18 protein-coding genes are annotated in these 20,388 nt (G+C 58.2%); 12 read left to right on the top strand and 6 right to left on the bottom strand.

The genetic code is table 11. From position 1 onward, the window contains the following. Positions 1–104 precede the first annotated feature (104 nt). From fepC to fepD, 3 genes are read right to left on the bottom strand one after another with little or no spacing between them, the layout of a single operon-like run. Entirely contained in the window at positions 105–905 is an 801-nt protein-coding gene (fepC, locus tag C813_RS39815; protein ID WP_017455801.1) for an iron-enterobactin ABC transporter ATP-binding protein, read from the bottom strand. Continuing rightward, a complete protein-coding gene (gene fepG / locus C813_RS39810; protein WP_017455802.1) occupies positions 902–1,894 on the bottom strand; it encodes an iron-enterobactin ABC transporter permease in 993 nt (330 codons plus the stop codon). The genes fepC and fepG overlap by 4 nt, the downstream gene beginning before the upstream one ends. Beyond that, positions 1,891–2,895, bottom strand: coding sequence for a Fe(3+)-siderophore ABC transporter permease (gene fepD / locus C813_RS39805; protein WP_017455803.1), 1,005 nt, complete (start codon positions 2,893–2,895; stop codon positions 1,891–1,893). The genes fepG and fepD overlap by 4 nt, the downstream gene beginning before the upstream one ends. 112 nt (positions 2,896–3,007) lie before the next feature. Here fepD and entS point away from each other — a divergent pair, with 112 nt between their 5' ends. Next, the gene (entS, locus tag C813_RS39800) at positions 3,008–4,249 is read left to right on the top strand and encodes an enterobactin transporter EntS (RefSeq protein WP_017455804.1); all 1,242 of its coding nucleotides are present in this window, start codon (positions 3,008–3,010) and stop codon (positions 4,247–4,249) included. Here the strand turns inward: entS and fepB are convergent, their stop codons facing one another. Next, a complete protein-coding gene (gene fepB / locus C813_RS39795; protein WP_025263695.1) occupies positions 4,250–5,209 on the bottom strand; it encodes a Fe2+-enterobactin ABC transporter substrate-binding protein in 960 nt (319 codons plus the stop codon). A 186-nt stretch (positions 5,210–5,395) separates the two neighbouring features. On the opposite strand from fepB, the gene entC reads away from it, so the two are divergent. The 7 genes from entC to C813_RS39760 all read left to right on the top strand — a co-directional run bounded on the left by entC (position 5,396) and on the right by C813_RS39760 (position 12,714). Beyond that, a complete protein-coding gene (gene entC, locus C813_RS39790; RefSeq protein ID WP_017455806.1) occupies positions 5,396–6,571 on the top strand; it encodes an isochorismate synthase EntC in 1,176 nt (391 codons plus the stop codon). A 9-nt stretch (positions 6,572–6,580) separates the two neighbouring features. Further along, complete coding sequence (gene entE / locus C813_RS39785; protein ID WP_017455807.1) at positions 6,581–8,191, top strand: (2,3-dihydroxybenzoyl)adenylate synthase EntE; 1,611 nt, start codon at positions 6,581–6,583, stop codon at positions 8,189–8,191. Between the two features lie 10 nt (positions 8,192–8,201). Further along, entirely contained in the window at positions 8,202–9,053 is an 852-nt protein-coding gene (locus tag C813_RS39780) for an isochorismatase (RefSeq protein WP_017455808.1), read from the top strand. Beyond that, entirely contained in the window at positions 9,053–9,808 is a 756-nt protein-coding gene (entA, locus tag C813_RS39775; RefSeq protein WP_017455809.1) for a 2,3-dihydro-2,3-dihydroxybenzoate dehydrogenase EntA, read from the top strand. The genes C813_RS39780 and entA overlap by 1 nt, the downstream gene beginning before the upstream one ends. Then, complete coding sequence (entH, locus tag C813_RS39770) at positions 9,809–10,222, top strand: proofreading thioesterase EntH (RefSeq protein ID WP_017455810.1); 414 nt, start codon at positions 9,809–9,811, stop codon at positions 10,220–10,222. 168 nt (positions 10,223–10,390) lie between these two features. Beyond that, positions 10,391–12,496 carry a pyruvate/proton symporter CstA gene (cstA, locus tag C813_RS39765; protein ID WP_017455811.1) on the top strand — a complete coding sequence of 702 codons (2,106 nt, stop codon included), beginning with the start codon at positions 10,391–10,393 and terminating at the stop codon, positions 12,494–12,496. Positions 12,497–12,516: 20 nt separating this feature from the next. After that, positions 12,517–12,714 (top strand): YbdD/YjiX family protein, encoded by a 198-nt coding sequence (locus C813_RS39760; protein ID WP_017455812.1) that lies wholly within the window; start codon positions 12,517–12,519, stop codon positions 12,712–12,714. Positions 12,715–12,832: 118 nt separating this feature from the next. On the opposite strand, the gene C813_RS39755 is transcribed toward C813_RS39760, so the two are convergent. Beyond that, a complete protein-coding gene (locus tag C813_RS39755) occupies positions 12,833–13,576 on the bottom strand; it encodes an SDR family NAD(P)-dependent oxidoreductase (RefSeq protein WP_017455813.1) in 744 nt (247 codons plus the stop codon). Between the two features lie 110 nt (positions 13,577–13,686). Between C813_RS39755 and C813_RS39750 the strand changes: the two genes are divergently transcribed. Beyond that, positions 13,687–14,277: a TetR/AcrR family transcriptional regulator gene (locus tag C813_RS39750; RefSeq protein WP_025263693.1), complete on the top strand. Its 591-nt coding sequence runs from the start codon at positions 13,687–13,689 to the stop codon at positions 14,275–14,277. Positions 14,278–14,305: 28 nt separating this feature from the next. On the opposite strand, the gene C813_RS39745 is transcribed toward C813_RS39750, so the two are convergent. Then, positions 14,306–16,336, bottom strand: coding sequence for a choline transporter (locus C813_RS39745; RefSeq protein ID WP_017455815.1), 2,031 nt, complete (start codon positions 16,334–16,336; stop codon positions 14,306–14,308). A gap of 239 nt (positions 16,337–16,575) precedes the next feature. Here C813_RS39745 and betI point away from each other — a divergent pair, with 239 nt between their 5' ends. Genes betI through betA form a run of 3 tightly spaced genes read left to right on the top strand, consistent with a single transcriptional unit; the run spans position 16,576 to position 20,364 of the window. Continuing rightward, a complete protein-coding gene (gene betI / locus C813_RS39740) occupies positions 16,576–17,172 on the top strand; it encodes a transcriptional regulator BetI (RefSeq protein ID WP_017455816.1) in 597 nt (198 codons plus the stop codon). Positions 17,173–17,184: 12 nt separating this feature from the next. Further along, positions 17,185–18,657 carry a betaine-aldehyde dehydrogenase gene (betB, locus tag C813_RS39735; RefSeq protein WP_017455817.1) on the top strand — a complete coding sequence of 491 codons (1,473 nt, stop codon included), beginning with the start codon at positions 17,185–17,187 and terminating at the stop codon, positions 18,655–18,657. A 27-nt stretch (positions 18,658–18,684) separates the two neighbouring features. Beyond that, positions 18,685–20,364 carry a choline dehydrogenase gene (gene betA / locus C813_RS39730; protein WP_017455818.1) on the top strand — a complete coding sequence of 560 codons (1,680 nt, stop codon included), beginning with the start codon at positions 18,685–18,687 and terminating at the stop codon, positions 20,362–20,364. The last annotated feature ends 24 nt before the right edge of the window (positions 20,365–20,388 follow it).

Here is a 20,388-nt window from a genome sequence, read left to right as displayed (position 1 = left end):
TCCTGTTTCAGCGCCTGTTGAACCGCTGAAACAGGATACGTCTGGTGAACGGAACAAAACCGTCACCACAATAAATATCGGGTAAACATCACCCCGCAATGCATTTACCGCCCGCTACGTCCGAGCGGCACCACCAGCGGGGTATGGGCGATGGGATCGTCAATGATCATGCAGCGCATGCCATACACCGCTTCAATCAGATCTGCGGTCACAATCTCTTTCGGTGCGCCCTGCGCCACGATCTTACCGTCGCGCAGCGCAATCAGATGCGTGGCGTAACGGCAAGCCTGGTTCAAATCATGCAGCACCGCCGCCAGTGTATAGCCCTGTTCGCGATTTAACTCACTTAACAGTTCCAGCAAGTCGATCTGATAGCTGATATCCAGCCAGGTTGTCGGCTCATCGAGCAGCATGATCGCCGTCTCTTGCGCCAGCACCATAGCGATCCATGCACGTTGGCGCTGTCCGCCGGAGAGCGTATCGACGCTCTGCGTGGCCAGGCTTTCCACCCCGGTGGCCCGCATCGCGCGTTGCACGGCGTCGTCATCCTCTTTGCGCCAGCGGGTGAACAGCGGCTGGTGTGGATAACGCCCACGCGCGACCAATTCCTGCACGGTGATATCGCCGGGCGTGGTGGCGTTTTGCGCAAGCAACCCTATGCGACGCGCCACCTCTTTGCTGGCATAGCGCTGGATCTGCTCGCCATCAAGATAAACATGGCCTTGAGCGGGCGTCATCAGGCGGCTCAGCGTGCGCAGCAACGTGGATTTACCGCAGCCGTTGGGGCCGATAATAGCGGTGAAATGGCCATCTGGGATCGCCACGCTTAAGCGCTCGGCAACCACTTTTTTGCCGTAGCCAATGGTGAGCGCTTCGCCGTGCAAACGGGCAGATAAATCGGTCATTTCTTACGAGACTCCTGAATTAACAAGGCGATAAGGTAAATACCGCCGAGGCTGACGGTCACCACGCCGACCGGCAACTGATAAGGCGTAAAGCCTCGCTGGGCAATCATATCCGCCAGCAACAACAACACCGCGCCACACAGGGCGGATTGGGTTAACCCCCAGCGCGCAGTGGCGCTAACCCGGCGGGCGATATGCGGCGCGACCAGCGCGATAAACGAAATCGGCCCCGCCAGCGCGGTTGCGGCGGCGGTGAGTGCGACGGCGACCAGCATCAGCAGCAGACGTGAACGCTCAACGCTGACGCCCAGCGCGCAGGCACTGTCGTCACCCATTTCCAGCAGCCGCATACGACGTGCCAGCAGGGCGGCAAAAAGAAACATCACCAGCATGATCGGTGCGGAAGGGACGGTTTTCACCCAGGTCAGACCATTGAGCGATCCGGCGTTCCACAGCCCGGCGGAGAGCGCCGTTTCCAGCGAGGCATGCAGCAGCAGCCAGGTATTAAACGCCACCAGCATCGCGCGCACGCCAATACCGACGATGATCAAGCGGAACGTCTCAATGCCGTTGCGCCAGGCCAGCAGCCAGACCACCAGCGAAGTCAGCAGACCGCCGAGCATCGCCGCCAGCGCGATAGCGGCCAGATGCTGACCAAACAGCACCATCGCCACCAGCACGCCGCTCCACGCGCCGGTGTTAAAGCCCATCACATCCGGGCTGCCGAGCGGGTTACGCATCAGCGACTGGAAAATCGCGCCGCTCACGCCAAGCGCCGCGCCAACCAGTAATGCCATTAACACGCGCGGCAAGCGCCACTCAATCACGACCAGTTGCATGGCGCGTGGCGCATCGCCGGTGAGCGCGTCAAGCACCTGCGAAAACGCCAGCGTCACCGCACCGCTGCGTAAACCCCAGTTGGCTAAAAGCAACGCGGCGATAACCATGAACAAGCAGCTGCCGAGCAGGCGGCGGGAGGGAGCCATCATAAGCCGCCTCCGCGCGCGTGGCGCACCAGCACAATCAATACCGGCGCGCCGATAAAGGCACTGACCACGGAAACCCGCAGTTCGCCAGGCACCAGCAGGCGGCCAATGATATCGGCAAACAACAGCAGGGCTGGGGTGGCTATCAACGTGACCGGCAACGACCAGCGGTGATCCGCGCCCACCAGCCAGCGCGCCATGTGTGGCATCATCAGGCCGATAAAGGCAATCGGGCCGACAACCGCCGTCGCGCTGCCGCATAGCACCGTAATCACCACTAAACCGAGCAACTGCGTGCGCGCCACGCGGCTGCCCAGCGCCGTAGCGGTGTCGCTGCCGAGGCTCAGACTGTTCAGCGCGCGGCTCAGCATCAATGCGATGAGCGCTGCCAGCAGCACCGGAATAAGGACAATTTTTAGCGTTTGCAGGGTGCGGATATCCAGCGAACCGGCCTGCCAGAAGCGCAACTGGTCGTAAACGTCGGCATTAAGCAACGAAATGCCGCTCGATAGCCCTTCCAGCACCGCCGCCAGCGCCACGCCCGCCAGCGTCAGGCGAACCGGGCTGAGCTGCCCGCCGCCCTGACTGCCGGTAAAGGCGACCAGCAGCGACGCCGCCAGTGCGCCGCAAAAAGCGAGCAACAGTTGTTCAACGGGCGTGACCGCGCCCAGTAGCGCCGCGCCGAGCACAATGGCGAAGCTGGCACCAGCGTTAACGCCGAGTAAGCCAGGATCAGCGAGCGGATTTCGCGTGAGGGTTTGCATTAACGCGCCGGCAATCCCCAGTGCGCCGCCCGCGAGTAAACCAGCCAGCGTACGCGGCAAGCGGGCATCGTTGATGATGGTGCAGTCCGCGCTATGGCAGACGCCAGTCAGGGCGTCAATGACGACCGAAGCGGGCAGGGGTTTTGCGCCAACAAACAGGCTGAGTGCAACGGCGACAACCAACAATATTAATAACCCGGCGAGGGCAACGGGGCGCGCCGGGAAGGCAGAACACGACATAAAACGTCCCAAATTTGATAATGATAGTAATTATCGTTATCGATCTTGTTTTGATATGTTATCATGCGCAGCCTGCGAATGGACATAGAAAGTGTGTATTTAAGGCATTGGAATGAAGCAACAATCCTGGCTGTTGAACCTGAGTCTGCTGCGTACGCATCCGGATTTTCGCGCGGTATTTCTGGCGCGTTTTATCTCGATTCTCTCGCTGGGTTTATTGGGCGTGGCGGTGCCGGTACAAATTCAGGCGATGACCCACTCCAGTTGGCAAGTTGGCCTGGCCGTCACGCTGACTGGCAGTGCCATGTTCGTCGGCCTGATGTTTGGCGGTGTTCTAGCGGATCGATTTGAGCGCAAAAAACTGATTCTGCTGGCGCGTTCCACCTGCGGCATTGGTTTTATCGGCCTGTTTCTGAATGCGTTGTTGCCGGCGCCTTCGCTGCTGGCAATTTATCTGCTCGGTTTGTGGGATGGTTTTTTCGGCGCGCTGGGCGTAACGGCGCTGCTGGCGGCGACACCCGCGTTGGTCGGGCGTGAAAACCTGATGCATGCTGGCGCAATTACCATGCTGACGGTGCGGCTGGGTTCCGTTATTTCGCCAATGTGCGGCGGTTTGCTACTGGCGACCGGCGGCGTGGCCTGGAACTACGGACTGGCGGCGGCGGGCACGTTTATCACCTTGTTGCCGTTACTTAGCCTGCCAGCATTACCGCCACCGCCACAACCGCGCGAGCACCCGCTGAAATCGCTCCTTACCGCCCTGCAGTTTTTACTTCACAACCCGCTAATTGGCGGCATCGCACTGCTTGGCGGGCTATTGACGATGGCAAGCGCGGTGCGCGTGCTCTACCCGGCGCTGGCGATAAGCTGGAATATGTCGGCGGCCGAAATTGGCTTGCTGTATGCCGCACTACCGCTCGGTGCGGCCATTGGCGCGTTAACCAGCGGCAAGCTGGCGCACAGCGAACGCCCCGGCGTGATTATGCTGCTGGCCTCCGTTGGCGCGTTTATCTCTATCGGTTTGTTTAGCCTGATGCCCGTCTGGGTGCTGGGCGTTGTGTTTCTGGCGCTGTGCGGCTGGCTGACGGCGGTAAGTTCGCTGCTGCAATACACGCTGTTGCAAACGCAAACCCCGGAAGCGATGCTCGGAAGAATTAACGGCTTATGGACGGCGCAAAACGTCACGGGTGACGCCATCGGGGCGGCGCTGCTTGGCGCGATGGCGTCGATGATGACGCCGGTTTCGTCAGCAAGTATCAGCGGTTTTGTGCTGGCGATTGTTGGCGTGTTGCTGGTGGTGGTGCTCGGCGAGCTGCGGCGTTTTCGCCAGGCGCAGCCCGCCACAGAAGCCTGATTACCCAAACAGCGCCGACAAACGTTGTAACACGCGGGTGGCGCTGTAGTAATCAAGGCGGAACGTTTCCGCACCCAGCGCGTACACGTGGTGGTTTTGCACCGCGGAGAGGTGCGCCAGTAATGGGTTCTGGCTGAGTGCGTCCGCGTCTTTCTGGTCGCTGGCAAACAGTAACAGCGCTTCGCCATTCAGCCCGGCGGCCAGGTTCTCTCCGCCCAGTTGAACGATGTCATGACGTTTCCCCTGGCTCTGGCTGGTGTGCAGATTCGCTGGTAACGGCGCGAGGGTAAAGCCCAGTTGCTGCATCAATTTTCCCTGCGCGGACTCTTCAGTCCACAGATTCGCGCCGTGCGCCGCCGGGGTATAAACCAGCGCGGTGACCGGCTGAGGTGGCAGTTTCATCCGCGCTTTAACCTCAGCAAGCTGTTTATTGAACTGGCTGATACGCGCCGCTGCCTCTTTTTCGTGACCGGTGATTTCGCCAAGCTGCGTTAACAGCGCCTGCCAGCTTTTGTCGTCGTAGTTGATGATAAGCGTCGGGGCGATGGTCGAGAGCTGATCATACAGCGACAACGCGGAGTCGCCGCCGGTGGCACTGATCAAAATTAAATCCGGCATCTGCGCGGCAACGGCTTCAGCGTTGGCTTCACCGATGTAGAGACGCGCGACATTGCGCTGTTTGGCGATGTCGCCCCACTGGCGCAGAAAGCCCTGCTCGTCGGCGAAACGATTATTTGGCGTGGTCGCGCCGCTGGCGATAACCGGCGCGTCAATCGCCAGTAGCGAACCGGTGAGCGTCACGCTGGTGGAAACAATGCGCAGCGGCTTGCTGGTAAGGGCGTGTGTTCCGTGGTTGTCGGTCACCTGGCGAGGCCAGTCGGCGGCGGTGGCTGAGGTTAGTCCTAAAACAAAAATGCTCAAAAACACTAAGGGTTTACGGCTCCATAAAGAGAATCTCACAAGGCGTATCCTGTTTTTGCTGAGGTTAATGCTTCTCATTTTCATCGTTGAATGAAGCAGATGCAAGCATTAGCGCTGCTGGCGAAGAATCTGCTGTTGACAGAGCAGGGCATAACTTTTTATCTTACTGCAACAAAACACAAATGATAATCATTCTTAGTTCATTTATCATTGTTGGAGGATGATATGGATACGTCCCTGGCTGAGGAAACCCGGCAGTCTGTGAATACGCTGGCCGCAGATCAGTTTTTCTTTATGTCGCCGTACCGCAGTTTCACCACCTCCGGGTGCGTGGCGCGTTTCTGCGAGCCTGCCGCAGGCGGCGATGCGCCCGACAGCGCTTTCCAGCAAAAGCTGGCGCAAGCCTTTGCCGATGCGAAAGCGCAGGGCGTTGCCCGCCCTGTGATGGTAGGGGCGATCCCGTTCGATACCACGCAGCCGTCTGCGCTGTTTATCCCGCACACCTGGCAAACTTTCTCCCGCCCGGAGAAACAGCGATCTGCGCGCTATTTCACCAGCGGCGCGATGCCGAACGTCACGGCGCAGCAGGCGATCCCGCCGCAGGAGACGTTTATGCAGATGGTGGCGAACGCCGCCGCCCGCACCGCCACGCCGGAAGTCGACAAAGTGGTGCTCTCGCGTCTGATTGAGTTAACCACTGACCGCCGCATCGACAGCGGCGTGCTGTTAGAGCGCCTGATTGCCCAGAACCCGGCCAGTTTCAACTTCCACGTTCCGTTGCCGGATGGCGCCGTGCTGTTGGGCGCAAGCCCGGAATTGTTGCTACGTAAAGAGCAGGAGCACTTCAGTTCTCTGCCGTTAGCCGGTTCCGCTCGCCGTCAGCCGGACGACATTCTCGATCGCGAAGCCGGCAACAAGTTGCTGGCTTCGGAAAAAGACCGGCACGAACACGAACTGGTGACGCAGGCAATGAAAAACGTGCTGCAACCGCGCAGCCGAACTCTGACGCTGCCGGATTCGCCGCAGCTCGTCACCACGCCAACGTTGTGGCACCTGGCCACACCGATCACCGGCACTGCAGTAGCCGGGGAAAACGCGCTGACCCTGGCCTGTCTGCTCCACCCGACGCCCGCGCTGAGTGGCTTCCCGCATCAGGTGGCGAAACAGGTGATTGCCGAGCTGGAGCCGTTCAACCGTGAGCTGTTCGGCGGCATCGTTGGCTGGTGCGACGCCGATGGTAACGGCGAGTGGGTAGTCACTATTCGCTGCGCGCGGCTTCACGATAACCACGTTCGGCTGTTCGCCGGTGCCGGGATTGTTCCGGCCTCTTCGCCACTTTCAGAGTGGCGCGAAACCGGCGTCAAGCTGACCACCATGCTGAACGCATTTGGTTTGCACTGAGGACCAACCATGACCATTCCTTTTACCCGCTGGCCGCACGAGTTTGCAGAGCGTTACCGTGAAAAGGGTTACTGGCAGGATTTACCGCTGACCGACATTTTAACCCGCCACGCGCGCAGTAACGCCACGGCGGTGATCGAGGGCGAACGCCGCTTGAGCTACCGCCAGCTCAACGCTGCTTCAGACAATCTGGCTTCCGCGTTACAGGCACAGGGCGTCACGCGTGGGGAAACCGCGCTGGTGCAACTGGGCAACGTCAGCGAGTTCTACATAGTTTTCTTTGCGTTGCTGAAAATCGGCGTGGCGCCAGTGAATGCGTTGTTCAGCCATCAACGTAGTGAACTGAACGCCTATGCCGAGCAAATCGCTCCGGCGCTGCTGATTGCCGATCGCGCCCACACGCTGTTTGAGAATGACCATTTCCTCACCGCGTTTACCGCGCAGCACCCGTCGGTGCGCACTGTGCTGCTGCGCGGCGACAGTGGCGGGCAGGCGCTGGAAAACGCCATTACCCGCCCGGCAGATAATTTTATCGCCACGCCAACGCCCGCCGATGAAGTGGCGTTTTTCCAGCTTTCCGGCGGCAGTACCGGCACGCCAAAGCTCATTCCGCGCACGCACAATGATTACTACTACAGTATTGTGCGCAGTAACGAGATCTGCGGATTCACCGCGCAAACCCGGTATCTCTGCGCGCTGCCGGCGGCGCACAACTACCCGATGAGCTCACCCGGCGCGCTTGGCGTTTTCCACGCCGAAGGTTGCGTAGTGCTGGCTGCCGATCCGAGCGCCACGCTCTGCTTCCCGCTGATAGAAAAACACCAGATTAACGTTACCGCGCTGGTACCGCCGGCGGTGAGCCTGTGGTTACAGGCGATTGCCGAGTGGGGCAGTAATGCGCCACTCGCCTCGCTGAGGCTGTTACAGGTCGGTGGCGCGCGTTTATCGGCAACGCTTGCGGCGCGTATTCCGGCGGAGATCGGCTGCCAGTTGCAGCAGGTATTCGGTATGGCGGAAGGGCTGGTGAATTACACCCGTCTGGACGATCCCTTTGAACGCATTATCAACACGCAAGGCCGCCCGATGTGCCCGGATGATGAAGTGTGGGTGGCGGATGAAAACGGCAATCTGCTGCCGCCAGGCCATGTTGGCCGCCTGATGACGCGTGGTCCGTACACCTTTCGCGGCTACTTTAACAGCCCGGAACACAATGCCAGCGCCTTTGACGAACAAGGTTTTTACAGTTCCGGCGATCTGATTTCGATCGACGAACAGGGCTATATCACCGTGCAGGGGCGCGAAAAAGATCAGATCAACCGCGGCGGCGAGAAGATTGCCGCCGAGGAGATCGAAAACCTGCTGCTGCGCCATGAGTCGGTGATCCACGCCGCGCTGGTCAGCATGGAAGACAGCCTGCTGGGCGAAAAAAGCTGCGCATATCTGGTGGTGAAAACGCCGCTGCGCGCGGTGGCAGTCCGTCGCTTCCTACGCGAGCAGGGCGTTGCCGAGTTCAAACTGCCGGATCGCGTGGAGTGCGTGGACGCACTGCCGCTGACGCCGGTAGGCAAGGTTGATAAAAAACAGTTACGTCAGTGGTTAGCGCAACGCGCACCGGCGTAAAGGAGAGAAGATGGCGATTCCAAAATTACAGGGCTACGCGCTCCCTGCCGCGACCGATATCCCGGAAAACAAAGTGAGCTGGCCGTTTGAGCCGGAACGTGCGGCGCTGCTGATCCACGATATGCAGGATTACTTTGTTAACTTCTGGGGCGAAAACTGCCCGATGATGCAGCAAGTGGTGGCGAACATCGCCAAAATTCGCGATTTCTGCAAACAAAGCAACATTCCGGTTTACTACACCGCGCAGCCGAAAGAGCAGAACGATGAAGACCGGGCGCTGCTCAACGATATGTGGGGGCCGGGCTTAACCCGCTCGCCGGAGCAGCAAAAAATTGTTGCACAACTCGCGCCGGATGAGGCTGATACGGTGCTGGTGAAGTGGCGCTACAGCGCATTTCACCGCTCGCCGCTGGAGCAGATGCTCAAAGAGACAGGCCGTAACCAGTTGCTGATCACCGGCGTTTATTCACACATTGGCTGCATGACCACCGCCACCGATGCGTTTATGCGCGATATCAAACCGTTTATGGTCGCCGACGCGCTGGCGGATTTCAGCCGCGAAGAGCATTTGATGTCGCTGAAATATGTCGCCGGACGTTCTGGTCGCGTGGTGATGACGCACGATCTGCTGCCCGCACCGGCAAACAAAGCAGCGTTACGCGCGCTGATCCTGCCGTTGCTGGATGAATCCGACGAACCATTAGATGACGAGAATCTCATCGACTACGGCCTTGATTCCGTGCGCATGATGGCGCTCGCCGCGCGCTGGCGCAAAATACATGGTGATATCGACTTTGTGATGCTGGCGAAAAACCCGACCATTGATGCCTGGTGGGCGCTGCTTGCGCGCGAGGTGAAATAATGGCCAGCCTGGATTTTACCGGCAAAGTTGTCTGGGTGACTGGTGCCGGTAAAGGCATCGGTTATGCCGCGGCGAAAGCTTTCGTCGAGGCGGGCGCGCACGTGACTGGTTTTGATCTGGTCTTTGGCGGCACGGACTACCCCTTCTCTTGTGAAGTGGTGGACGTTGCCGACGCTGGACAGGTGCAGGCAGTTTGCCAGCGCGTGCTGGCACAACGCGAACGGCTGGACGTGCTGGTGAACGCCGCCGGGGTTTTACATATGGGCACCACCGACGAACTGACAGCGCAAGCCTGGCAAAACACCTTCGCCGTTAACGTTGGTGGCGCGTTTAACCTGTTTCAGCAGACGATGGCGCAATTTCGCCGTCAGCAGAGCGGGGCGATTGTCACCGTCGCATCCGATGCGGCGCACACACCGCGTATCGGCATGAGCGCGTATGGCGCATCGAAAGCGGCGCTGAAAAGCCTGGCGCTCACCGTCGGTCTTGAGCTGGCGGTAAGCCATGTGCGCTGCAACATCGTCTCGCCAGGATCGACCGACACCGACATGCAGCGTTTGCTGTGGGTGAGCGATGACGCAGAACAGCAGCGCATTCGCGGTTTCGGCGAGCAGTTCAAGCTCGGCATACCGTTGGGGAAAATCGCCCGTCCGCAGGAAGTGGCGAACACCATTTTGTTCCTCGCTTCCGATCTGGCAAGCCATATCACCTTGCAGGACATCGTGGTGGATGGCGGCTCAACGCTGGGGGCGTAGATGATCTGGAAACGTCATTTAACCCTTGATGAACTGAATGCGACCAGCGAAAACACGCTGGTTGCGCATCTCGCGATTACTTATACCCGCATCGGCGATGATTTCCTTGAAGCGGAAATGCCGGTAGACAGCCGCACGCATCAACCGTTTGGCCTGCTGCACGGTGGCGCCTCGGCGGCGCTGGCGGAAACGCTGGGATCGATGGCGGGCTATCTGATGACACGCGACGGCCAGTGCGTGGTGGGCACGGAATTAAACGCCACCCATCACCGTCCGGTTTCACAGGGGAAAGTGCGCGGCGTTTGCCAGCCGCTGCATCTTGGTCGGCAGAACCAGAGCTGGGAAATTGTGGTGTTTGACGAACAAGGCCGACGCTGCTGCACCTGTCGTCTCAGCACGGCGGTGCTGGGGTAATTTCGCCCTCTCCATAGCGGGAGAGGGTGCAATCTTGCGATCCCGTTAACACAATCAGGTAAATGCCTGGTGGCAGGGCAAATTTCCCATGTTTCAAAGTTGTTAAAACCCGTGAGTTGATATAGATACAAAATGTAACATCTCTCTGTCTCTCAACGGATACCCGCTATGAACAACTCAGGGAAATATCTTATTTGGGGCGTGCTGTCGCTGGTTGGCGCATTTGCCCTCGGCTATATCGCGCTGAATCGCGGTGAGCAGATCAACGCACTGTGGATAGTGGTTGCCGCAGTCTGTATCTACCTTATCGCTTACCGTTTTTACGGCCTCTATATCGCTAAAAATGTGCTGCAGGTTGACCCGACGCGCATGACTCCGGCGGTGCGCTACAACGATGGCCTTGATTACGTGCCGACAGACAAAAAAGTGCTGTTCGGTCACCATTTTGCGGCGATTGCCGGCGCAGGCCCGCTGGTGGGGCCGGTGCTGGCGGCGCAAATGGGCTATTTACCGGGCATGATCTGGATCCTCGCCGGCGTAGTGCTGGCCGGTGCGGTGCAGGATTTCATGGTGCTGTTTATCTCCACCCGCCGCGACGGGCGTTCGCTCGGTGAGATGGTGAAAGCGGAGATGGGGCCGACCGTTGGCGTGATTGCGCTGGTGGCGACCTTTATGATCATGGTGATCATTCTCGCGGTGCTGGCGATGATTGTCGTCAAAGCGCTGACCCACAGCCCGTGGGGAACTTACACTGTCGCCTTTACCATTCCGCTGGCGATTTTTATGGGTATCTACATTCGTTATCTGCGCCCTGGGCGGATTGGCGAAGTGTCGGTGATTGGCCTGGTGCTGCTGGTGTTCGCCATTATTTCTGGCGGCTGGGTGGCGGCAAACCCGGCGATTGCCCCGTACTTTGATTTCACCGGTGTGCAGCTAACGTGGATGCTGGTGGGCTACGGTTTTGTCGCCTCGGTGCTGCCGGTGTGGCTGCTGCTGGCACCGCGTGATTACCTCTCTACTTTCCTGAAAATCGGCACCATTATCGGCCTGGCGATTGGCATTCTGATCATGCGCCCGACGCTGACCATGCCTGCTCTGACCAAGTTTGTCGATGGGACTGGCCCGGTGTGGACCGGTAACCTGTTCCCGTTCCTGTTTATTACCATCGCCTGTGGCGCGGTTTCCGGCTTCCATGCGCTGATTTCCTCCGGCACCACGCCGAAAATGCTCGCCAGCGAAGGGCAGGCTTGTTTTATCGGTTACGGCGGCATGCTGATGGAGTCGTTCGTGGCGATCATGGCGCTGGTGTCGGCGTGCATTATCGATCCGGGCGTTTACTTTGCGATGAACAGCCCAATGGCGGTCTTAGCGCCTGCTGGCACCACCGATGTAGTAGCGTCGGCGGCGCAGGTGGTGAGCGGCTGGGGCTTTAGTATCACCCCGGATGCGCTCAGGCAGATTGCCAGCGAAGTGGGCGAGCAGTCGATCATTTCACGCGCGGGCGGCGCGCCGACGCTGGCGGTGGGCATGGCTTATATCCTGCACGGCGCGCTCGGCGGCCTGATGGATGTCTCGTTCTGGTATCACTTCGCCATTCTGTTTGAGGCGCTGTTTATTCTGACGGCAGTGGATGCCGGGACACGCGCGGCGCGCTTTATGTTGCAGGATCTTTTGGGTGTGATTTCACCGAACCTCAAACGCACGGAATCGCTGCCCGCGAACCTGCTGGCGACCGGGCTGTGCGTGCTGGCGTGGGGCTACTTCCTGCACCAGGGCGTGGTTGATCCGCTCGGCGGTATTAACACCCTGTGGCCGCTGTTTGGCATCGCCAACCAGATGCTGGCGGGCATGGCGCTGATGCTGTGTGCGGTGGTGCTGTTCAAGATGAAACGCCAGCGTTATGCGTGGGTGGCACTGCTGCCAACCGCCTGGCTGCTGGTTTGTACGCTCACTGCGGGCTGGCAAAAAGCCTTTAGCCCGGATGCGAAAGTCGGCTTCCTGGCGATTGCCAATAAGTTCCAGGCGATGATCGACAGCGGCAATATTCCGGCGCAGTATACCCAGTCACAACTGGCGCAACTGGTGTTTAACAACCGTCTCGATGCTGGCTTGACCATCTTCTTTATGGTCGTGGTGGTGGTACTGGCGTTCTACTCGCTGAAAACCGCGCTGGCGGCGCTGAAAGAGGATCAACCGACAGCGAACGAGACGCCGTACCAGGAAATGTCGGGCGACGTTGAGCAGATTGTCGGCCAGGCAAAAGGTGTGCATTAATCGCGTAACGCGGAGGAATTATGTTCGATACGCTTTCAAAAGCCGGGAAGTATTTAGGCCAGGCGGCGAAAATGATGATTGGCGTTCCGGATTACGACAACTATGTCGAGCATATGCGCGTGACGCACCCGGAGCAGACACCGATGACCTATGAAGAGTTTTTCCGCGAGCGCCAGGATGCGCGCTACGGCGGGAAAGGCGGCGCACGCTGTTGTTAATACTCGTCTTGCTTAAAAAGCGGCGCATATGCGCCGCTTTTCTTTATCTACAGAAAACCCCCTGCCAGGCTGGTGCTTCCGGAAGCTTTCAGCTTTAAGCCAGTTATTTACGCCGGGATCAGGCGTTGGTGCCACCATCAACAACAATATCCGCACCGGTAATCTGCTTCGCCGCCGGGCTGGCGAGGAAAGCGACCGCTTCGGCAATATCCTGCGCTTCACCATAATGCCCGAGCGCAATCATACGACGCTGCTCTTCCGCGCCTTCGCCGTCCGCCGGGTTCATATCGCTGTCCGTCGAACCGGGTTTCACCATGTTCACGGTAATGCCACGTGGACCCAAATCCCGCGCCAGCCCGCGTGTTAACGAGTTCAGCGCGGATTTGGTCATCGAATAAATGGCGATATCTTTAAACGGCACGCGATCGGAAAGGCAACTGCCGATGTTGATAATGCGCCCGCCGTCCGGCAGATGCGCGATTGCTGCCTGCGTTGAATAGACCACGCCGCGAATATTCACGTCGATCATCGCATCGATATCCTCCTGCGACATCGCTTCTAACTGGCCGCCGCGCGCGATCCCGGCGTTATTGACCAGAATATCCAGCCCGCCGAGTTGATGCACGGTTTGATCAACGGCGGCGCGGGCAGCTTGTGGCTCGGCGCTGTTGGCCTGGATCGCCACGGCGTTACGCCCCAGCGCGCGGATCGCGTCCACAACAGCTTGTGCTTTATCGGCGGATTTTTCCCAGGTAATAGCGACATCCGCCCCTTCCCGCGCCAGCGTTAAGGCGATGGCTTTTCCCAGACCCCGGCTCGCGCCGGTGACCAGCGCGCGTTTTCCTGCAAGTGAATGTGACATGGTGGCTCCTGAATTATGTGTCGATTGATACATAATTAAAATAAACAGGCTTCCATACATTCGTCAATGTTATTAATATACCGATCAGCACAAAATGCGAGGGGGCGAAAGTGAGCCGGGGAAGACCACGGGAGTTTGACCGTACCGAGGCGTTGAATAAAGCGATGAAACTCTTCTGGCAGAAGGGGTACACCGCGACATCCATGAACGATCTGTATGAGGCGATGGGCATCAAATCGCCGAGCTTATACGCGGCGTTCGGTAGCAAAGAAGATCTCTACGATGAGGTGTTGCAACACTACGAACAGTGCGTTGCGCCATCAATCTGGGGCGATATGGCCAGTGAGCCATCACCGAAAAAAGCCATTGCGGCGTGGCTGGAGCGCTCGGCTGAGGTGTTAACCCGCTGTGATTTGCCGCACGGCTGCATGGTGACGCTGTCCGCGGTGGCCAGCGAAGGTCATGAGCGGTTGGGCGAGCGGGTTCGTCAGTTGCGTAATGGCGGCATTGAGCAACTAAAAACCCGTCTTAGCGAAGCACAGCAATGCGGTGAATTGCCAGCGACCACCGATATTGACGCGCTGACCCGGTTGTATGTCAGCATTCAGCAGGGGATGTCGATTCAGGCACGCGACGGCGCAAGCCGGGAAACGCTGCTCGGCATTGCGCGTATGGCGATGGGGTTATGGCCTGCGCCGTAAAAACAGGCCACCGAAGTGGCCTTTTTGTTTATGGTTGTGGAAAGACAATGTTATTGCCCGGCGCTTCGCGGTGCAGATGGATAAAGTTCAGGTGGCGCTCATACTGATCCAGTATGTCGATGATCACCTGCTCTTTGTTGTAATCCATCAAATCATTGCCCTGGCTGCCCTCCAGCAGGAAGGTTTCCAGGCGGAAGTAGTGCGATTTGCCGCTGCGTGCGCGGTAGGTAAAACCAGGTACGGAGTATTGCTGGGGCCATACCTGGTAGACAAAATCTTGCTCCTCGCCGAGATGGACGCGCAGATCCAGGTAGCCCAGCGGCTGGCCTTCCTCCGGCGCGACATTTTCAAGCGATACGCGTCCACCGCGCAGTTCCAGCTCTTTTGCCACATCCTGCATCGCCGGGTAAATCACCGTTTCCATCATCTGCCGGGTGTAATGCGTACCCGGATAATTCATCAGTCGCGAGAGACGTTTTTTCCAGCTCAGACGGTCGTTGCTCGCCGGAATATAAGGCGCGGTTTCGCGGCTGGCGCTGGCGCGACGGTGATCCTCCACCTTCAGGGATTTATACAGCCCGGCCATAATGAAGAAAATCACAAAACTGAACGGCAAGCCCATGATGACCGTGGTGTTTTGCAGCGCGGAAATACCATTGGTCATCAGCATACCCATGGTCAGTACACCGATGGCGACCGACCAGAAAATCCGCAGCCAGTTTGGCGCATCGCTATTGATATCTTTCAGCTTCGAGGTGAAGTTGCCCAGCACCAGCGAGCCAGAATCCGCCGAGGTGACATAAAACAACAGGCCGGTAATGGTGGCGACAGAAGCGCTGAGTTTAAACGCCGGGTACTGCGCCAGCAGGCTGTAGAAACCGCGTTCGGCATGGGAAATAACTTCCTGGGCGAATCCCGCATCACCGTGAATAATTTCATACAGCGCGGCGTTACCAAACACCGACAACCACAGCAGGGTGAAGGTGAACGGAATGATCAGCGTGCCGAGCACGAACTCGCGAATGGTGCGCCCGCGAGAAATTCGTGCGAGGAACAGCCCGACAAACGGCGACCACGCGACCCACCATGCCCAGAAGAAGAGCGTCCAGCTGTTCATCCACTGTGTCGGGCGATCAAACGCAAAGGTGTTCAGCGTCATGCCCATAAAGTGGTTGATGTAATCGCCGACGTTGAGCACTAGCGCGTTGAGCAGGAAATCGGTCTTGCCCATAAACAGCACGAACAGGATCAGCCCGAGCGCCAGCGCCACGTTCAGCTCCGAAAGAATGCGTATGCCTTTATCCACACCGGAGGTGACCGAAATGGTGGCGATCACTACCGACAGCACAATCAGCGCCATCTGCGCGGTTAGCCCTTCTGGTACGTCGAACAGCACTTTTAAGCCGTAATTCAGCTGTACCACGCCAATGCCGAGCGTGGTCGCGATACCAAAAATAGTGCCGATCACCGCAGCAATGTCCACCGTGTGACCGATCGGGCCGTTAATGCGTTTACCGAAAATAGGGTACAACGCAGAACGAATCGTGAGCGGCAAATTATAGCGGTAGCTAAAGTAGCCCAGCGCAATACCCATCAGCGCATACATCGACCAGCCAGTTAACCCGTAGTGGAACAGCGTCCACACCATCGCCTGGCGTGCGGCTTCCATCGTCTGGCCTGCGCCTTCCGGGGGTTGCATATACTGCGTGACCGGCTCCGCGACGGAGAAGAACATCAGGTCGATACCAATCCCGGCGGCAAACAGCATCGCTGACCAGCTTAATAAACTGAACTCCGGCTTGGACTGTTCCGGCCCGAGTTTGATAGCCCCGTAACGCGAACAGGCCATATAAATCACGAACACGATATAGAGCGTGGCGGCCAGCATGTAATACCAGCCAAATGTGGATGACACCCAGTTTACGGTGGTCTGGATCCAGGCTGCGGCTAAATCGCTGTACAAAATGGTGACCAGTGAAAATGTCAGAATCAGTCCGGCAGAGGTGTAAAACACCACGGGATTGATTCTGTCTTTTTCACTGGCAGGTGGATTAATCATCGGTTACCTCTGGTTAATTTCCTGTAATTTTTCAAAGAATTAAATTCAAAATATCGGTTGTTTTCTCGTGCTTGTTCCTCGCGTTTCTCGCGGTTTGCTTCGCCCTGTTCAGCTTATACATTCCCGCTTCGTTTGCTTAACAATTGAAGCACAACATCCTAACAAAATCTTTTTTTATATTGAACGTGCAATCAAAAAAAGATTAAATAAGGTCCTTACATTGTGGTGGAGATGGAGCCATGCCAAAGGTGGGAATGCAGCCGATACGCCGTCGGCAGCTGATTGATGCGACCCTGAGTACCATTAACGAAGTGGGCATTAACGATGCCACGATTGCACAGATTGCGCGCCGCGCTGGCGTATCGACCGGCATCATCAGCCACTACTTCAGGGACAAAAATGGTCTGCTGGAAGCGACCATGCGCGACATCACCCGCCAGTTGCGCGACGCCGTGGCACAGCGATTAAAACCGCTCGCGCAGGCCAGTACCGAAACGCGTTTGCTGGCGATTGTCGAAGGCAATTTTGACGACAGCCAGGTACACAGCGCGGCGATGAAAGCCTGGCTCGATTTCTGGGCCAGCAGCATGCATCAGCCGCAGCTTGGTCGCCTGGAGCGCGTCAGCAGTCGCCGACTGTTTTCCACGCTGGCGGCGGAGTTTCGCCGCGATCTGCCGCACGAACAGGCACGGCTGGCGGCGCATGGCCTTGCTTCGCTGATCGATGGCCTCTGGCTTCGCGCGGCGCTGAGCGGCAAGCCCTTTAACCTGGACATTGCCAGAACGCTCACCACCCAATTCATTCGCCAGCAACTGGCTGGCGCGACGAATCACTGAGAAGGAGGAAGTATGTCCCGATTCGCAGAACAGCAGCTCTATATCCATGGTCAATACGTCCCGGCTGCGGCGGGTAACACATTCCAGACCATCAACCCGGCGAACGGCGAGGTGCTGGCCGAAGTGCACGAAGCCGGGCAGGCCGATGTCGATCGCGCCGTTGCCAGTGCGCAAAAAGGGCAGAAAATCTGGGCGGCGATGACCGCCATGGAGCGCTCGCGTATCCTGCGCCGCGCCGTCGATATCCTGCGCGAGCGCAATGATGAGTTGGCAGCACTGGAAACGCTGGATACCGGCAAACCGCTGAGCGAAACCCAGGACGTCGATATCGTCACCGGCGCGGATGTGCTGGAGTATTACGCGGGGCTTATCCCCTCGCTTGAAGGCCAGCAAATTCCGCTGCGCGAAACCTCATTTGTCTACACCCGCCGCGAACCGCTTGGCGTGGTGGCCGGGATTGGCGCGTGGAACTACCCAATTCAGATTGCGTTGTGGAAATCTGCGCCTGCGCTGGCGGCCGGAAACGCCATGATCTTCAAACCGAGCGAAGTCACGCCGCTCACCGCGCTGAAACTGGCGGAGATTTACAGCGAAGCTGGCGTGCCGGACGGCGTATTTAACGTGCTGAACGGCAGCGGCGCGGTCACCGGCCAGTTGCTGACTGAGCATCCGGGCATCGACAAAGTCTCTTTCACCGGCGGCGTTGCCAGCGGTAAGAAAGTGATGGCGAATGCGGCTGGCTCGACGCTGAAAGAAGTGACCATGGAGCTAGGCGGGAAATCGCCGCTGATTATCTTTGACGACGCCGATCTCGATCTCGCCGCCGATATCGCCATGATGGCGAACTTCTATAGCTCCGGCCAGGTGTGTACCAACGGCACGCGCGTGTTTATTCCGAAGGCCTTGCAGACCGCGTTCGAAGCGAAAATTGTTGAACGCGTGGCGCGCATTAACGCCGGTGATGTCAACGATCTGAACACCAATTTCGGGCCGCTGGTCAGCTTCGCGCACCGCGACAACGTGATGCGTTATATCGAAACCGGCATCAACGAAGGCGCACGCTTGCTGTGCGGCGGTAAACGTCTGACCGGCGGTGAGTTTGACCACGGTGCGTGGGTAGAACCCACGGTATTCACCGATTGCCGCGATGAGATGACCATCGTGCGCGAAGAGATCTTCGGCCCGGTGATGTCGATTCTCACCTATGAAAGTGAAGAAGAAGCGGTGCGCCGCGCCAACGCCACCGATTACGGCCTGGCGGCGGGTATTGTGACGCAGGATCTTAACCGCGCGCACCGTGTCATTCACCAGATTGAAGCGGGTATCTGCTGGATCAACACCTGGGGCGAATCCGCCGCTGAAATGCCGGTGGGCGGCTACAAGCACTCTGGCATCGGGCGAGAAAACGGCCTGATGACGCTGCAAAACTACACGCAGGTCAAATCTGTCCAGCTTGAGCTGAGCCGTTTTCAGTCCGTATTTTGAATAAAGTTTTAACCTGAGGAGCGACGAATGGAATTTGATTACATCATCATTGGAGCCGGATCCGCAGGGAACGTTTTGGCAACAAGGCTGACCGAAGACAGCGATGTCAATGTGCTGCTGCTGGAAGCGGGCGGTCCCGATTACCGTTTTGATTTTCGTACGCAGATGCCTGCGGCGCTGGCTTACCCTTTGCAGGGGAAGCGCTACAACTGGGCCTATGAAACGGAGCCTGAGCCGCACATGAATAATCGCCGCATGGAGTGCGGACGCGGCAAAGGGCTGGGCGGCTCATCGCTGATTAACGGCATGTGCTACATCCGTGGCAACGCCATGGATCTTGATAACTGGGCGCAGCAGCCGGGTCTTGAGCGCTGGAGCTATCTGGATTGTCTGCCCTATTACCGTAAATCGGAAACGCGCGATATCGGCGCGAACGATTACCACGGCGGCGACGGCCCGGTCAGCATCACCACCTGTAAACCGGGCAATAACCCGCTGTTTGCCGCGATGATCGAAGCGGGCGTGCAGGCTGGTTATCCGCGCACTGATGATCTTAACGGCTACCAGCAGGAAGGTTTTGGTCCGATGGATCGCTTTGTCACGCCGAAAGGCCGCCGCTCCAGCACCGCGCGCGGCTATCTCGATATGGCAAAAACGCGACCGAACCTGAAAATCATTACTCATGCCACCACCGATCGCATCCTGTTTGACGGCAAACGCGCAATCGGCGTGGCCTATTTGCAGGGTTCCAGCGACACGCTGCATGAAGTACATGCGCGCCGGGAAGTGCTGCTCTGCGCAGGAGCGATTGCCTCGCCGCAAATTTTGCAGCGCTCCGGCGTCGGTGCCGCTGAGCTACTCAAACAGTTTGATATTCCGCTGGTGCACGATTTACCGGGCGTGGGCGAAAACTTGCAGGATCACCTGGAAATGTACCTGCAATATGAGTGTAAAGAACCGGTGTCGCTCTACCCGGCGCTGAAGTGGTGGAACCAGCCGAAAATCGGTGCGGAGTGGCTGTTTAACGGCACCGGGATTGGCGCCAGTAATCAGTTCGAGGGCGGCGGGTTTATCCGCAGCCGCGATGAGTTCGCCTGGCCGAACATTCAGTACCACTTTTTGCCGGTGGCGATTAACTACAACGGCTCGAATGCGGTGGAAGCGCACGGCTTCCAGTGCCATGTGGGTTCCATGCGCTCGCCAAGCCGGGGTTTTGTGCGCCTGAAATCGCGCGATCCGCGCCAGCATCCGGCGATTCAGTTTAATTACATGGCCCATGAGCAGGACTGGCACGAGTTCCGCGATGCGATCCGCATTACCCGGCAAATCATCAACCAGCCGGCGCTGGATAAGTATCGCGGGCGGGAAATCAGCCCTGGTATTGAGTGCCAGAGCGATGAGCAACTGGACGAGTTTGTGCGTAACCATGCGGAAACCGCGTATCACCCGTGCGGCACCTGCAAAATGGGCAGCGATGAGATGGCGGTGGTCGATGGCGAAGGACGTGTTCACGGGCTGGAAGCCTTGCGCGTGGTGGATGCCTCGATCATGCCGCTGATCATCACCGGGAACCTCAATGCCACCACCATTATGATTGGCGAGAAGATTGCCGATAATATCCGTGGCCGCACGCCGCTGCCGCGCAGCAATGCGGATTACTTTGTCGCGGGCGATCGCCCGGTTCGCGGTACACCGCTGCGGGCGTAAAAGAAAATGCCGCCGGTAAGGCGT

It is taken from the genome of Kosakonia sacchari SP1, from assembly GCF_000300455.3.
Classification (GTDB): domain Bacteria; phylum Pseudomonadota; class Gammaproteobacteria; order Enterobacterales; family Enterobacteriaceae; genus Kosakonia; species Kosakonia sacchari.
This window is presented reverse-complemented; position numbering and strand designations above follow the sequence as displayed.

Bases quoted from the DNA above. Each gene is read 5' to 3' on its own strand.
- entA (WP_017455809.1), top strand. From the start codon at position 9,053: ATGGCCAGCCTGGATTTTACCGGCAAAGTTGTCTGGGTGACTGGTGCC.
- C813_RS39760 (WP_017455812.1), top strand. From the start codon at position 12,517: ATGTTCGATACGCTTTCAAAAGCCGGGAAGTATTTAGGCCAGGCGGCG.
- fepC (WP_017455801.1), bottom strand. From the start codon at position 905: ATGACCGATTTATCTGCCCGTTTGCACGGCGAAGCGCTCACCATTGGC.
- entS (WP_017455804.1), top strand. From the start codon at position 3,008: ATGAAGCAACAATCCTGGCTGTTGAACCTGAGTCTGCTGCGTACGCAT.
- betA (WP_017455818.1), top strand. From the start codon at position 18,685: ATGGAATTTGATTACATCATCATTGGAGCCGGATCCGCAGGGAACGTT.
- C813_RS39755 (WP_017455813.1), bottom strand. From the start codon at position 13,576: ATGTCACATTCACTTGCAGGAAAACGCGCGCTGGTCACCGGCGCGAGC.
- C813_RS39780 (WP_017455808.1), top strand. From the start codon at position 8,202: ATGGCGATTCCAAAATTACAGGGCTACGCGCTCCCTGCCGCGACCGAT.
- entH (WP_017455810.1), top strand. From the start codon at position 9,809: ATGATCTGGAAACGTCATTTAACCCTTGATGAACTGAATGCGACCAGC.
- fepG (WP_017455802.1), bottom strand. From the start codon at position 1,894: ATGATGGCTCCCTCCCGCCGCCTGCTCGGCAGCTGCTTGTTCATGGTT.
- betB (WP_017455817.1), top strand. From the start codon at position 17,185: ATGTCCCGATTCGCAGAACAGCAGCTCTATATCCATGGTCAATACGTC.
- betI (WP_017455816.1), top strand. From the start codon at position 16,576: ATGCCAAAGGTGGGAATGCAGCCGATACGCCGTCGGCAGCTGATTGAT.
- entC (WP_017455806.1), top strand. From the start codon at position 5,396: ATGGATACGTCCCTGGCTGAGGAAACCCGGCAGTCTGTGAATACGCTG.
- C813_RS39745 (WP_017455815.1), bottom strand. From the start codon at position 16,336: ATGATTAATCCACCTGCCAGTGAAAAAGACAGAATCAATCCCGTGGTG.
- cstA (WP_017455811.1), top strand. From the start codon at position 10,391: ATGAACAACTCAGGGAAATATCTTATTTGGGGCGTGCTGTCGCTGGTT.
- fepD (WP_017455803.1), bottom strand. From the start codon at position 2,895: ATGTCGTGTTCTGCCTTCCCGGCGCGCCCCGTTGCCCTCGCCGGGTTA.
- entE (WP_017455807.1), top strand. From the start codon at position 6,581: ATGACCATTCCTTTTACCCGCTGGCCGCACGAGTTTGCAGAGCGTTAC.